13 protein-coding genes are annotated in these 14,939 nt (G+C 53.6%); 4 read left to right on the plus strand and 9 right to left on the minus strand.

The features are described from left to right. Window positions 1-849 (plus strand): DUF3786 domain-containing protein (locus AB7S84_RS05725; protein ID WP_428153363.1); only part of this gene is annotated, 849 nt, incomplete at its 5' end. Here AB7S84_RS05725 and AB7S84_RS05730 read toward each other — a convergent pair. The 9 genes from AB7S84_RS05730 to AB7S84_RS05770 all read right to left on the minus strand — a co-directional run bounded on the left by AB7S84_RS05730 (window position 837) and on the right by AB7S84_RS05770 (window position 11,961). Continuing rightward, on the minus strand, window positions 837-1,547 hold the full coding sequence (locus AB7S84_RS05730; protein ID WP_020876037.1) for a TetR/AcrR family transcriptional regulator: 711 nt from the start codon (window positions 1,545-1,547) through the stop codon (window positions 837-839). The genes AB7S84_RS05725 and AB7S84_RS05730 overlap by 13 nt on opposite strands. 340 nt (window positions 1,548-1,887) lie before the next feature. Next, a complete protein-coding gene (locus tag AB7S84_RS05735; protein WP_428153366.1) occupies window positions 1,888-3,075 on the minus strand; it encodes a DegT/DnrJ/EryC1/StrS family aminotransferase in 1,188 nt (395 codons plus the stop codon). Between the two features lie 201 nt (window positions 3,076-3,276). After that, window positions 3,277-4,542, minus strand: a complete 1,266-nt coding sequence (locus tag AB7S84_RS05740; protein WP_428153368.1) for a penicillin-binding transpeptidase domain-containing protein — start codon at window positions 4,540-4,542, stop codon at window positions 3,277-3,279. Window positions 4,543-4,886: 344 nt separating this feature from the next. Next, on the minus strand, window positions 4,887-6,836 hold the full coding sequence (gene metG, locus AB7S84_RS05745; RefSeq protein WP_020878324.1) for a methionine--tRNA ligase: 1,950 nt from the start codon (window positions 6,834-6,836) through the stop codon (window positions 4,887-4,889). A gap of 8 nt (window positions 6,837-6,844) precedes the next feature. Then, entirely contained in the window at window positions 6,845-7,675 is an 831-nt protein-coding gene (locus tag AB7S84_RS05750; protein WP_020878323.1) for a PSP1 domain-containing protein, read from the minus strand. Window positions 7,676-7,678: 3 nt separating this feature from the next. After that, window positions 7,679-8,719 (minus strand): ATP-binding protein, encoded by a 1,041-nt coding sequence (locus AB7S84_RS05755; protein WP_020878322.1) that lies wholly within the window; start codon window positions 8,717-8,719, stop codon window positions 7,679-7,681. Between the two features lie 3 nt (window positions 8,720-8,722). Continuing rightward, the gene (locus tag AB7S84_RS05760; RefSeq protein ID WP_020878321.1) at window positions 8,723-8,998 is read right to left on the minus strand and encodes an HU family DNA-binding protein; all 276 of its coding nucleotides are present in this window, start codon (window positions 8,996-8,998) and stop codon (window positions 8,723-8,725) included. Between the two features lie 86 nt (window positions 8,999-9,084). Continuing rightward, window positions 9,085-9,615 (minus strand): UpxY family transcription antiterminator, encoded by a 531-nt coding sequence (locus AB7S84_RS05765; RefSeq protein WP_020878320.1) that lies wholly within the window; start codon window positions 9,613-9,615, stop codon window positions 9,085-9,087. 21 nt (window positions 9,616-9,636) lie between these two features. Further along, complete coding sequence (locus tag AB7S84_RS05770) at window positions 9,637-11,961, minus strand: LPS-assembly protein LptD (RefSeq protein ID WP_159449728.1); 2,325 nt, start codon at window positions 11,959-11,961, stop codon at window positions 9,637-9,639. A 363-nt stretch (window positions 11,962-12,324) separates the two neighbouring features. Between AB7S84_RS05770 and surE the strand changes: the two genes are divergently transcribed. The 3 genes from surE (at window position 12,325) to tmk (ending at window position 14,778) form a co-directional block, all read left to right on the plus strand. Next, complete coding sequence (surE, locus tag AB7S84_RS05775) at window positions 12,325-13,080, plus strand: 5'/3'-nucleotidase SurE (protein WP_020878318.1); 756 nt, start codon at window positions 12,325-12,327, stop codon at window positions 13,078-13,080. 1 nt (window position 13,081) lies between these two features. Continuing rightward, the gene (locus AB7S84_RS05780) at window positions 13,082-14,044 is read left to right on the plus strand and encodes a 3'-5' exoribonuclease YhaM family protein (RefSeq protein WP_020878317.1); all 963 of its coding nucleotides are present in this window, start codon (window positions 13,082-13,084) and stop codon (window positions 14,042-14,044) included. Between the two features lie 83 nt (window positions 14,045-14,127). After that, window positions 14,128-14,778: a dTMP kinase gene (gene tmk, locus AB7S84_RS05785; protein WP_020878316.1), complete on the plus strand. Its 651-nt coding sequence runs from the start codon at window positions 14,128-14,130 to the stop codon at window positions 14,776-14,778. Window positions 14,779-14,939 lie beyond the last annotated feature (161 nt).

Below are 14,939 nucleotides of genomic sequence, written 5' to 3' on the forward strand. Positions count from 1 at the left end.
CGTTATCAAGGAAAGGACTTCACCATGCCGCTCTCCGTCGTGGACCTTTATCGAGATGTTCTCCCCAAAACCAACTGCAGAGACTGCGGATTTGCCACCTGCCTCGCCTTTGCCGGCATGGTGGTCTCCGAAAAACTTCCCCTCGATGGCTGTCCCCATATTGATCCGGAAACAGCGGCACGATGCCAGAAAATCCTGGACGCCCAGCATGCCGCAGGCAAGTGGACCCGGCGGGACATGGCCGAGGACGCCCTTGTCTGGGCCAGGGAAAAAGCCGCATCAATGGCCATCGAGGACCTTCCCCATCGGATCGGAGGCCGGCTTGTGGGCAAGGAATCGAATGTGGAACTGGAGCTGCCATATTTTTCAGGCCTCATCCGCATCGGGCGCAACGGCGTACGAAAGGCGGATGATGAACCTTTGAACCGGTGGGAGCAGGTGTTCATTTACAACCACATGGCCCAGGGCGGAAAAGTGAACCCCACGGGGCGATGGAAAGCCTTTCAGGAAATTCCCAACACGGTATCCAAAATCAAGTCCATGCGGGCACACGTCGAGATTCCCCTGGCGGAACGGTTCAGCGGCAAACCCGAAGCACTCGCCGAGGCCGCAAGGCGAATTGGTGGGCTGGACAAAATCAGGGAGCATCCCTCGGCAGACGCCGCATGGCGCTTCACTCCCCTCCCAAAAGTACCGGTCATGCTCCTTTTCTGGAATCAGGACGACGAATTCGAGGCCAAGATAAAACTCCTGTTCGATGAAACCGTATGCGAACACCTCGACATCGAATCGATTCTCTTCCTGAGCGAACGCCTGGTCCAATTGCTCTGTGACAATCAGGCCGGGTGATCTTCGGACGAGGGGTTCTCGGCCATACAAAACGATTCCACGAGCGCAATGGTGAAGGCGACATATTGATCAATGGAGATGTGATCCCGGGCAAACCGCCATCGGGTAAGGTACCAGTCCTGCAGCAAGGCCTTGACGGCCGAGGCGGTCAGATGACAATTCCGGGCCGCAAATATGCCGGTTCGAACACCATTTTCGAGGATGTCCCGGACGACATCCTCGATATATTCTTCATTGCTGCGAATCGATGCAGCGTCATCAGCCCCAAAGGTCTTGGCTTCCATGAACGAAAAATAAAACCACGGCTGCAGGTCCTCGCTCAAATAAAGATGGGTTTGGATCGCCGTCCGAAGCCTGGCGGCGGGGTGGCTCTCCCGGCTGATCCATTCCTCCAGTATTCGCCGGACATGGACCTGCGCTTGGGTTTGGAGCATCCCGAAAAGTTCTTCTTTGCTGGAGAAGTAGGCATAGAGCGCCCCCATGCTGAGACCGGCCTCTCGCCCCAAATCCCGTATACTCATGGCCTGGAAACCATTTCGATTACTGAGCCTGAGCGCTGCGCAGAAAATCTTTTCGAGGTTTTTGACGACGGTGTCTTCCTTCTTGACCCGGATGTTCGCCCGGTTCTCCATGAAAATCCGCCGGTAGAAATCCTGCCGTGAAAGGTTGACCGACTGTTTGAATTCAGAATAATCCATCGAACAACCCTGACGACGTGATAGTTTTGGGGTATTATCGGTTTGTTCGAACATCTGTTGGATATCGGAAAAGCACCGGTATGTCAATAAATAGAGAGCGAACGCTCGTTTTTTAACTCAACTTTCGACTGTCGTGATGGTGACCGGATAGAGGTGCCGGGAGGATACGGCCCGCGACCCTTCAGCGGCACTTGAACGAAACCGCGCGGGGCGCGGGCCGTATCCTCCCGGCACCGGCCTGTGAAAGTCGAAAGTTGAGTTTTAATTTCAACTGGATGGGTTATTGAGGGCAGCCGCGGGCCGGCAGGCTTTTGCCGGCATCACGGCCTTCCGCGCGGGATCAGTCCTTCAGGATGTCGATCATCGATCGGATACGACGCTCGACCGCCTGTTCCGACCAGGAGAGCTTGATCTGCATCGAAAGTGTTCGCGCCATGAGGGCGTCGGATTTCGGCAGATGAATCTTCCGATAATCCGGTCGGTTTTCAAGGAGCTCCAAGGGAAGCCTGGCCGCGCTGCTGAGCTGCTTCAGATGATCCCATTGTCGGAGATAATGCCAGTTGTTGCCGTACCAGTAAAAACAGCCGTCCACGCCCGAAGCGGCGAGCTTTGCCGTCTTCTCCCGTGCGGTCGACTCGTCCGGCAACATAAAAGATAGGAATGTAGCGGAATCTCCCGCATCGTCGGGGATGTGGCGGAATGTGATGGACGGGCATTGTTTTAATGCGGTTTTGATCGCATTTTTGTGGGTTCGCTGAATTTCGAGAATCTTGTCCAGTTTCCTGAGTTGAGCGAGCCCCACTGCGGCATTCAATTCGCATATCCGATGATTGGTGCCAAGGATTTCATGTCCTTCGGCGCCCCGGTCCGAACCTTGGTGATCGTGGCCATGATCGGCGAAAGCGTCCGCCTTCAGATAAAGAGCCTGATCGTCGGTAACGATGGCCCCGCCTTCGCCACAGGTGACGGTCTTGACTGCATCAAAGGAGAAGCAGCCCATCCGGCCGAATGTTCCCAGAGCCTTTCCATCCAACGTCGCGCCGAATGCCTGGCAGGCGTCCTCGATCAGGATAAGGCCGTGCCGGTCACAAACCGCCTTGATCTCGCCGATCCGGGCTTGTGCGCCGCACATATGTACCGGGATGACGGCCCGCGTTCGATCGGTAATCACGGATTCGAGGGATTTGGGATCAAGACAGAGGGTATCGTCGATCTCCGAAAAGACGGGAACGGCACCGGCATAAATTACCGCCTCCACCGTGGCGACAAAGGTAAACGGGGGCACCACCACCTCGTCTCCCGCGCCGACACCACATGCGGCCAACGCAATACTCAGGGCTGCCGTTCCACTGGCGCAGAGGTGGCCGTAAGCCACTCCCATTCTTTCGGCCAGTTCGATCTCAAACGTCTTCGCCTTCCATCGTCCCTTTCGGACGCCGTCAAATCCGTATCGAAACAAGACGCCCGTCTCCAGGACATCCATGACCTCTTTTCGCTCCTCCGCACCAAAAATCTCAAATCCCGGCATGTTCCATCTCCTCTACTCGGACGACCGACCCAAACCGCGAAAGGTCTCCGGTTATATCTTGACGATTCCCGAAAAAATTCGATAACGGCTTTAATCGTATTGCCGGCTGCTACGGTATAATGTCAGCAACAATACGCTGTCCGGAAGCCTGGATATCGGGCTTTCCGCGATATCGTTCGGGAGTTGACGCTTAAGAATGCATTATATTCTGGACCCGACGTCCTCGAAAAATTTTTCGATGGCCATGCGGGCGTACATGTTGGCTTTCGTACCGATGAAGTTCTGATGAGCAACGACGATGGAGATCACGATCTTACGGTCACCCTCTTTCTCCTCGGCATACCCCACAAACCAGTCAAATCGCCGCCCCTCGTTGGTCCTGGAGTTGATACTCCCGCTCTTGCCGCCGATATTGAGCCTGGAAAGAATCGGTGACTGAGAGATGCCCTGAAAAGTCTTTCGGCAGGTACCGGTCAAAACCGTCTCTTTCATGAGGGAACGCATGGCCAGGGTCGTTTTCGGCGAAAGTGCCCGGTTTAGCGTTTTCGGCCGGCTCTTGTATATAACCCGCCCGGAGCTGTCGGTAATCTGGTCCACGATAGAGGGTTCCACCAGACACCCCTGGTTGGCAATCATTGTCGAAGCGATGACGGCCCCGTGAAGGGGCGACAGCAGCGTGCTTCGGTTGAAGCCGCTGGCGATCTCCGCCCAGTTGTAAGGTTCATCGGAGACGGAGAAGGGGCTGGGTGCGGTGGGAAGCTCAAAATCGATCTCCTGGTTGAACCCGAAAGCCTCGGCATGGCTGATCAATCCTTTTTTGCCCAGGTACTGAAGACCGAGTTTGCCGAATACCGGATTGACTGACTGCGCGAAAGAATCCCTCAAGCTGATATGGTTGAGATGCCGCTGATTTTTTCGATTCAGCTGCGACCGATAAAGCGTATGTTTTGCACCACTGTAGGTAACCGTGGAATCGGGTTGAAGCCCACACTCCTCCACGGCGGCGGCGGCCGTAATTATCTTGAAAATGCTGGCGGCGGGAAAAAGGCTCTCGGTACAGACATTATTGTCGGGATCCTCCCGATCATGACTGATCATCGAGAGGATGCGGCCCGTCTCCGGTTCCATGATGACAATACCGATGGAATGGGCGTAGCGGCGCTGCAGTTGACCCAGCATGTACCGCTGCAGCGTTGTGTTAATGCTGGTATCGACTTGATATTTTCTGCCGTCGAAGTCGTAGTCGAATGCGTTTTTCGACAGGTTGACAAAGCTGCGTCGATCAAAAATCAATTGGATCTGTGCTTTATCGATCACCTGTCTCACAAATTTCGGGGCAAGGAGAGAATCGGCTTCGGGCGTGTCGACACCGTTCCGGTTCACGGCAACGGCCGTTTCATTCCCGGATTCGATCCCGGTCTCCGGAAGGGGTGTCGTTACCCCGAAATCCGATGCGGGAGGCGGCATCTCTGAATTCGATGTTGCACCCTCAGCGGAGGGTTCAGCGCTCTCCGATACCGGCGCCGGAGACGGATCAAGCGTTTTCCCGGCCTCCGGCAACGCAGTTGTGGCGATTGAATCCGGAATGGACACATCCTCTCGAACTCGGGCGCCGCCCGGAAACATTCCGTTAAAAAAATATGTGAAGCCCAACAATAAGGCCATCGCGGCGGCGTATCGATAAACCTTCAGGCCATTCCGCTTTCGCTCCCGTTCCCGCTTCAACCCGGATTGGTACGTCCGCCAATCCGGTCGTTTTCCAAATGAACCACTTCCGCGTCTCGATTTAATCATGGCCCCCCCATGAAAGATCAGCTCAACATTGTTCCGGGTTTAACCTCTTTGTCGAGTGTGGCAATCGTCACGGTTTTTCCTTCCGAGGCAGCCAGAAGCATGCCTTGTGACAGCACACCCATCAGCTTTGCGGGTTTGAGATTGGCAACAATAATCACCTGTTTTCCAATGAGCTCATCAGGTGTGTAGCTTCCTGAAATGCCGGACACGATGGTCCGGGTATCTCCCATATCGACCTCAAGTTTGAGGAGTTTTTTGGCCTTGGGAACAGGCTCCGCCTTCACGATGGTGGCAACCCTCAGATCGATTCTGGCAAAAGTTTCAATGTCGATCGTCGGTTTCAGGGCAACCGGTTCAAGCGCATCCGGCCCGGACGGGGAAGAAGCGTCTCCCGGGATTTGTGTCTTGGGGATTTCGATCTCTACCCTGGGAAACAAGCGCGTCGTTTTGGGCAGTTTTACCCCGGGCGGCAGCGTCTTCCATGCCCGGAGAGTTGTCAGAAGATAGAACGGCTCATCCGGAGAAAGTCCCAGATGCTCCTGCATTTTTCGGGCGGTATCGGGCATGACCGGATAGATCAGACCTGAAACGATTCTGAGCCCTTCAAGGAGCTGATACATGACGGCATCCAGCTCCTGTCGGCAGGATTTTTTCTTGGCCAGCTCCCAGGGAGCGGCGACATCAATGTACTTGTTCATCTGGTTTATGAATTCCCATACGGCAATCATCGCCCTGTGAAATGCAAAACTCTCCATGGCCGTTTCGTATTGATCGATGACCGCGGCAGCGTTACTTTTCAGGTCTCCAAATCTGAGACCCGACAGACGTTCCTCAGCCGCTTCCGAGATCCCTGGAACGATGCCGTCGAGATATTTGTGCGTCATGGCGGTGACCCGACTGAAAAGATTTCCCAGGTCGTTGGCCAGATCGGAATTGATACGCTGGACCAGGGCGGCTTCACTGAAGCTGGAGTCGAGGCCGAAAACCATCTCCCGCATCAGGAAATACCGGAAGGCATCCAGCCCATAGACACTCTTGAGGGAGAGGGGTTCCACCACGTTGCCCAGACTCTTGGACATCTTGCTCTCCTCGATGTTCCAGTAGCCGTGAACGTTCAGGTGTTTATAAACCGGTATTCCAGCGGCCTTGAGCATGATCGGCCAATAGATGCCGTGAGGTTTCAGGATGTCCTTGGCCACAATGTGCTGAACATGGGGCCAGAATTTACGGAATTTTTCGCCGTCGGGATAGTCGAGGGCGGAAACGTAGTTCAGCAACGCATCGAACCAGACATAAGTGACGTACTTTTCGTCGAAAGGCAGGGTGATCCCCCAGTCGAGGCGGCTTTTCGGACGAGAAATGCAGAGGTCGTCCAGGGGGTCCTTGAGGAAGGAAAGCACCTCGTTGCGATACCGTTCGGGACGGATGAAATCGGGATGGTGGTGGATATGCCGGATCAGCCAGTCCTGATAACGGCTCATCCTGAAAAAGTAATTGGCCTCCCGAATCGTTTCAGGAACAGTCTCGTGGTCCGGACATTTGCCGTCAACGAGTTCCCGATCGGTATAGAAGCGTTCGCAACCGAAACAGTATTTCCCTTCATACTCACTGAAATAGATATCTCCCGCATCATAAATCTGTTGGAGAATCCGTTGGACAAACGCCTTATGACGTGTATCGGTCGTCCGAATAAATTGGTTGTATCGGATGTTGAGCTCGGGCCATAGCGCCTTGAAGATGCCGCTGATCCTGTCGACGTATTCTCTTGGCGTCATGTCTTCCCGGCGAGCAGCCCGCTCTATCTTGTCGCCGTGTTCGTCCGTCCCTGTCAGGAAGTAGGTCTCCGCCGGTTTCATCGTATGAAACCGGCATGCCACGTCGGCCGTGATGGTCGTGTAGGCATGCCCCAGATGCGGTCTGGCATTCACGTAATAAATGGGGGTAGTGACATAAAAAGGATCCGACATTGTTTCTCCTATCCATTTTGACGGCTTTTATCCTTGCTTTCGCTTTCCAGTTGAATATCCGATAGATCGAACTCCATTTCCTGCCCCTCTTCCAAACGGACGGCGATTCGGTTGCAGATCGCATTGTGACGCACGATTTTTCCTTTTCCTTTGGGGGTCTCGACCATCTTGCCGATCTTGGGGAATTCGGTTTTAAGCCCTTTATAGGTTTCATTTTCAAAGGTCAGACAGCACATGAGCCTTCCACACTGACCCGAAATCTTGGTGGGATTCAACGAAAGCCCTTGCTCCTTGGCCATGCGAATGGATACCGGCTCGAATTTTTCGATAAAGGTGGAGCAGCACAATGCCCTGCCGCACCGGCCGATTCCGCCGCACATTTTAGCCTGATTCCGGATACCGACTTGTCGCATCTCGATCCGGATTCGAAATTCTCTCACCAGCATCTTCACCAGTTCTCTGAAATCCACTCGGCCGTCCGCCGTGAAAAAAAACGTCAGTTTGCCGGCATCGAAGGTTCCTTCAACCGAAAACAGATTCATCTGCAATCGCAGTTTTTTGACGCACGCCATGCAAAATGCATGGGCCTTCTTCTCAAGCTCCCGGTTTTTCTCACGTTGATGAAAATCGGCTTCACCGGCTAGTCGATAAACCTTTTTCAAGGCCCGATCAAACGTCTTCTCATCGCGAAGTTCCGGAGCAACCGCGACAAAGCCGAAACCCAGTCCCTGCTCCGTTTCGACGATAACCGGGTCGCCCGGTGCCAGTACAAAAGCACCGGCGTCGAAGTCATAGACTTTTCCCGCCGGCTTGAATCGAATACCAACAACTTTTACCATAGTTTATTTTTTAGCCAGCTGCAATACCATAACTTCCAAGGTCAGCCTGATGTTGGCGTTCGACCCCACAGCCTTTTGAGCGGCATTGACCGCTTCAATTTTGGAAAGCAGCGATTTTTCAGTAAATATTATCGAAATCCGTCGAATGTCACTCAACACATCTTCGTTGAGAATCTTCTCGGGAGCATGTTTAAAAATAATCAGATCCCGCAAAAAGGATCGAATCATATCCAGGGAACCGTCGATAAGCGCCTTTTCCCGAAAGAGCCGTTCGGCAAAAGCCATCAGGCCGTTCACGGCCAAATCCCGATCCGTTCCCGACGTGATTTCGGAGAGGCGGTTCAATAGCCATTTCCGCCGGCGAAGCCACGCCTTTCTGTCTGCCGGGCTGTCCATATTGATCCTTCCCGGGCTGCCCTCGGCCATTATGGCAAAAAGATCGGCTTCCACGGAAGTTAAATCGTATTTTGCCCGCCAAACCGCCGCCCGGCGTCGACGTGGAACAGGATCGAACCGGACGTTGATGCAACGCGATGCGATCGTCGGCAGCAAATCGCCCGGCGTAAGGGCCGTCAGAATGAAAATCGTCCGATCCGGCGGTTCCTCAAGGATCTTGAGCAGCGCATTGGACGCTTCCGGGTTCATGGTTTGAGCCTGTTCGACAATGACGATCCGGAGCGACGCTTCGTAAGGCTTCAGAGACAGTGAATGGCGAAGCTCTCTAACGCGGTCGATTCTGATCATCCCGCCTGACGGGGCAACTCGATGGATGTCCGGATGGTTCCCCGAAAGAATTTTTCGGCAGGCTTTACAGTCGCATCCGACAACGGTCATCACATCTCGATCGACTCGGGATTGGACCGTCCCGTCTGCAAACCGTCTGCAATTGCAGGCCATGGCGAACATCAATGCGGCCGTTCGCTTGCCGACACCATGAATTCCGGTAAAGAGCAAGGCGTGAGGAACGTTCTCCTTCCCGAAAAAGACAGATAAAATCCTGAGCGCCCGCTGTTCCTGCAAAATCTGAAAATCAGTTACAGACAACGATCAGTAATCCACGCGTTCCTTCAACTCTTTTCCACATTTGAAAAAGGGAAGCTTCTTGGGATTGATGACCACCTTGTCGCCGGTCTTTGGGTTTCTACCTGTATAGCTCTTGTAATTTTTGACATAAAAGCTGCACAATCCCCTGATTTCAACCCGTTCCCCTTTCGCCAACGCGTCAGCCATGCTGTCGAAAAATATTTCGACAATCTTGGCTGCCTCCGCCTTGGATATATTCGCCTCATTTTTTAGGGTGGAAATCAATTCCAGTTTGTTCATATGTTTCTACTCCTTAATTGTCGTAAATCTACCAATCCATCGTCAATTTTTTATATTTAAATGATATTTGATAAGATGTCAAGATGTTATGAAATTATTTCGGGAAGCGTTATCACGTCGTCTTCGCTGACCTCGACAGCAGCAAACTGGCCCAGGATATCGATGTTCACGATGACCCGACCCTTTCCGCGGTATTGTGAAAATACCCCGACAACCCCTCCAAGCGTCCCTCCCGTCACCATCACCCGCTCTCCTTTCGAATAGCGGCGCCCGGTGGTGACGGCCTTTTCGGCCGCCACCATGATCCGGAGAGAGGATACGACGTCATCGGGAACGGGCACAGGGGGGCCCGTCCGGTTTCCGACCAACCGAACCGCACCGACGGTCCTGACGATCTCCAGATGAAGGTGGGGATCAAGATTCGTCCGAACGAACAGGTAGCCGGGAAAAAGCGGAACCTGGATCATCTTGCGACGGTCCCGTCGTCTGCTCCTGACCTGAATTTTCGGAAGAAACGCCTCGAAGGATTTTTTAACCAACCCCTCGTTCACCACATTTTCAAACCGGCTTTTGACATGAAGGACATACCACGCCGGCTTCAATATCGCATCATTCATGTGAACGCAATCTCGTCTGTTTCAGTTGACGTCCATTCCCCCCAACCCCGCCAGCCTGACCATGACGCCGAAGGCCTGGTCATCACGGTCCTTGAGATACCGCAGGTCCATTGACCAACAGGGATGGGTGTAGACAAATCCTACGCCGGTTCTGATGTTTTCGTTGTCTTGTATGTTCTGTTCATATTCGACATAGGTTGACAACCACGAGGCGAGTTGGGCCTGAAGGCTGGCATATAAGGATTCGCTCATTTCACGGCTGTATCGATATTCCGTGTAAAGACGGTCTCCACGGCGATCTCTGAAGGTGAGAGCGATATTGCGGGAAAGGAAATCATCTTCCAGGTGGGACCACTCCACATCGGCGCTGATGGTGTAAAACTCAGCCGGCTCGACGTCGAGCCGGCCATATAGCGGCGACCAATGCTCTCCGGGCTCCGGCGTCGTTCGGTCCATCAGATTGAATCGATAAATAAGCTCATCTGCATCGTAGGTATCGGCATCATAACTCTGAGAGATCTCGAAACGACAGAACTCTCGAAAGACATAGTCCGCGAACCTGTCGTTCCGCACTTGTCCGGAAGCGGCCTTGCCCCCCCGTACAGCCTTTTTAGACTTGGACACCCATGAGTTAACGAGGTCGAAGGTCATCCGATTTCTTCGGAACATCCGGTCTGCCGGATCGAAAAACGGATAATCGTCCTGGTTTTTTTTGGGAATGTATTCATATATCAAGGATGGGCGAAAATTGTGTTTGATCTTTTCCGGCCGCATGTTCAAACGGGCCAAAAGCCCTTCGGCGTCGGGCGCGAGGGTATAGATTCGGCTCAAATGAGTGGAGAGATCCAGCCGGGCATCGAACATCTCCCGATGTTGGCTTCGGGTGGAGGAAACGAACGGCGAGGTCAATTCGCTATCATCGGTGTTCACACGCCAGAGCGTCTCCCGAAGTCCGATGGACGGTTCGATGAAAAGATATTTTTTGAATCGGTACGGCATCGAAAATCGGGGCCAGATATCGAAACGGTTTCCCTTGTCGCCGTCCTGCCGGAAGAAATAGGCATACTGGGAGGTCAAATCCCAGTAAACAGGTGATGCCATGATCGCCTGACGGGCGGCGTTGAACGTGACATTGGGCAACTGCTGAAGGGTCGTGTCCGTTTCTTCCCATCGACGGTTGATGACGTTGTCGTACCAGACTATGCCCGCATTCAGGCTGTATTGGCGCCAGATTTTGTTCAGATTAAAGCTGTTGGTTCGAATCGGATCAGTGTAGTCGTCAAGGTCCCGTCCAAAGTGCCTGTTGAAGTATTTTCGGGTCGTGTCAAAACCGGAGTAACCGTCTTTGAACTCGTAAAGATAATCCTGGTCGCTCACGATATCCAAATCGAGCCGGGATGCAAAATCGAGGGGCAGCATCTGATTGACCTTGGCTCTGAACCAGTATCGGTCGTTGTTGGTGCGAAGGTAGCGATCCCCTGCGTAGCCCCAGTCTCTGCTGGTCGAACCGGTGCCGTCGTCAATTTTCAGGTCGTCGAGGTAATCGAACATGACGGTTCCCCTGGATCGATCGTCGAGGACGTACCGGTATTCCGCGCCGACCTTATTACCCCGATCGGACATGTACATGTTGTAAAAAGTCGCATCAGTGCTTTCGTCGATAGCCCAGAACACAGGCTGAGTGTAAGAGACCCCCTTGCGTTCGGATGTCCCGAATTCCGGCGGCAACAAACCGCTTTGTCGCTCCTTTTTGACCGGAAAGATAAAGTAGGGACTATAAAACACCGGAACGTTTTTGATCCAGAAGGCCCCGTGTTTGACCTTGCCGTACCCCTCGAGAGTGATATCAAGATTCCTGCCCGTGATCCGCCAGGCCGGCGTCGATCCGCCACAAGTCGTGACGCTGGCCTTGTAGACCCGGTATTCCTTTTCACCGATCTTATCAACCCGCTCACCCTGGATACGGAAATGCTTCTCCCGGGTGAACACCTTCCCCTGGTAAAGCGTCCCGGTCTCAGTTTCAAGATTGATGTCGATCCGGTCCCCCGTGAGGACGTCCCCGCCCGTTATCATCACCACATGCCCCTCCGCGGAGGCCGTCATGTTCTGATGATCAAAAATGACACGGTCGGCCGAAAGCCGCTTTCCATCCTTGCTGATGACAACACCGTCACGAGCGACGTAGACCTTGTTCTTTGCGTCGTACTCGACGCTTTCCGCCTTGATCTCCCAGGGCTTGTCAGGATCCGATCGAAGGATGTCCGGAAGCGATTCACCCCAGGCCGCACGAACCGACCCCGCCAGAAGCGTCATCATCAGCAGAATACGAAGGAATTTTCTCCACAACGAAATAGGCGTCTTAGCGGAAGGCCTGTCGGGGAAAAGCAGGTACGGCACGGTTCTGTCAGCTCTGAAATCCGGACATAATCTTGTATACATGGAATAAACTCGAAACCGTACGGTCCGTTGAGTTGTCGATGTTTACGTCAAGGACCCGGACGCAATAAAAACGGTCCTGATCCACGATCTGAAGTTTTCCCCAGATCCAGAATCAAGACCTTGACATAAAAATCATGGAGAGCATCGGGAATATCGGTTGAAGCCAACCGTCATATCAAGTATAAAATCAAGAACAGCTCGAATATAAAAACAAGAACAGCCAAAAATGTCAAGGCATATGCTTGGCATCAACCCTGAAGACATTTGGACATGAAAGTATTTCTGACCAACGACGACGGCATTCACGCCCCCGGGCTGTGGGCGCTCTATCGACAGTTCGTCCAGGATCACGCGGTATCGGTCGTGGCGCCGGACAGGGAACGAAGCGCGGTGGCCCACGGCATTACCCTCCACACCCCACTTCGGGCTGCCCGGATGAAACTGAACGGCGGCTGGGAAGGGTATGGGATCGACGGCAAGCCTGCAGACTGCATCAAACTGGGGCTGACCGCCCTCCTGAAAGAGAAGCCGGATGTCGTCGTGGCCGGCATCAACCCGGGAGCCAACGTCGGGATCAGCATCAATTATTCGGGAACGGTCGCCGCCGCTCGTGAAGCGGCGCTGTTCGGGCTCCCGGCCATCGCCATTTCAATCAATGGATACGAAATCGAAGATTACGGTGAAACGGCCGCCTTCGCGGAAAAACTGGCACGCCGCATTGTGGAAGCCCCTTTGCCCTTCGGCACGATTCTGAACGTGAACGTACCGAACATTCCCATGAGCCGGATTCGAGGCGTCAAGATCACCCGTCAGGGCATCGATCGTCTCTCCAAGGAATACTATGAAAAGCGTCTTGATCCGAGAAATCGAGCCTACCACTGGCTTGGAAGCGACACCCGAATATTTGGCGAGGACCTTTCGGTGGACGGCGACGCCTTATGTCATGACTACATCACCATCACGCCCCTCCAGTGCGACATCACGGACTATCGGATGATCGACCGACTGAGAAAATGGAACGTCTGAGATGAAGCAGCAATTCGCGGCCGAGATCACCGTCGGCATCCAGGTTGACGATGTTTTCGTGATTTCGAGCAAAACGCTCTCTCAGAAAAAAAATGGGGAGAACTACCTCAATCTCACCTTGTCGGACCGAACCGGAGATATCAAAAGCGTAGCCTGGGACAATGTTCTGGAAGTCGCCGCCGTCGGTGGAGTAGGTGATTTTGTCAGGGCAAGGGGTACGGTTTCGGAATATCGCGGAAGTCTCCAGCTTACCCTGAGGGAGCTCTCCCCGGTGGAAAGGGGGGCGGTTCAGCGGGACGATTTTCTCCCGGTCGTCCAACGACAGTCGCCGGACCGAATGTTCGAACGTCTCCGAAGCACGGTGGACAAGCATATCCAGGATCCGGATCTCCGTAGACTTTTTACAGCCTTCTGGGCGGACGATGATTTTGTCGACCGTTTCAAACAGGCGCCCGGGGGCAAAAAAATGCACCATGCTTACCTGGGCGGACTATTGGAACATACCCTCTCCATGACGATTCTGGTTCACAATATCGCCGCCCATTACAGTGGCATTGACATGGAGTTACTTCTTGCCGGAGCGATTCTTCACGACATCGGAAAAATTCGGGAATTCGAATACGACTATGTCATCGATTACTCTGACGAGGGAAAGCTGTTGACGCATATCATCATCGGCTGCGGCATGCTCGATGAAAAGATCCGTCGGATCGACGGATTTCCTCCGGAAAAAGCCATGCTCCTCAAACACATGATCGTCAGCCATCATGGGAGCCGTGAGTTCGGCTCTCCCGAACCCCCCAAGACCCTCGAAGCGGTGCTGCTCAATCACATCGATGAGATAGACGCAAAAATGAACGGTCTCCGGGAATTCATCGCCAAGGAAAACCCCCAGGAGAAATGGACTGGTTATAACCCCATGTTGCGACGGCAACTTTTCCGGAGCGACAGGGAAGAGAGCTGAAGAAAAAACACCGCCGCCAAAGCGATGCCAGGACACGAAACCCCCGGGAGGCATCCTTCCCGGAAAATCTCTTGAAGGACACCATGTTCATAACATTTGAAGGCATAGAAGGGTCGGGTAAGACGACCCAGATCCAATCAGCGGCTGCGTACCTTTCGGGCCGAAATCTTCCGGTAGTCGTTACCCGGGAGCCGGGCGGTACCGCCATCGGTCTGAAAATCCGCGCGCTTCTTCTCGATCCGGAACACCATGATCTCGATCCCCGTGCGGAGCTTCTGCTCTATATGGCCGATCGGGCCCATCACCTGAGCACAGTGGTCCGGCCTGCTGTTGCCGATCGAAAAATCGTGCTGTGCGATCGCTACTTCGATGCCACGCTGGCCTATCAGGGGTATGCCCGCGGACTCGACATCGATTTTTTGAAGACCCTTCACAGCCTGGTGTTGGACGACTTCACCCCGGATCTGACCCTGCTTTTGGATCTTCCGCCCCAGATCGGTCTCCGACGGGCATGGCGCCAGATCAGCGCCGGCGAACGAGAAGCAGCGGAAACCCGGTTTGAAAAAGAGCTCGTACCGTTTCATGAACGGGTCCGTGCAGGGTATCTCGACATGGCTTTGCAATCCCCAAAGCGGTTTCGGATCGTTAACGCCGAACAGGATCCCGACATCGTCGGCAGGGATATCCGGGGTATATTGTCCCATTTTTTCGATACCCGCTATCCTCCTGACTGATAATCATCTCAAGGCTTGGGCACTCTGAAAAGTTGAGTTTGAATTTCAGCTGAAAGATGGTATGATTTAAAGTTCTGTCAATGCATTTTATCATGTTCCGGGCCACTTCATGGACTGACATTGTCTTTGCTTGGCATAACCGATGAAAAACGGACAACACC

Source organism: Desulfococcus sp. (assembly GCF_050178255.1).
GTDB lineage: Bacteria > Desulfobacterota > Desulfobacteria > Desulfobacterales > Desulfococcaceae > Desulfococcus > Desulfococcus multivorans.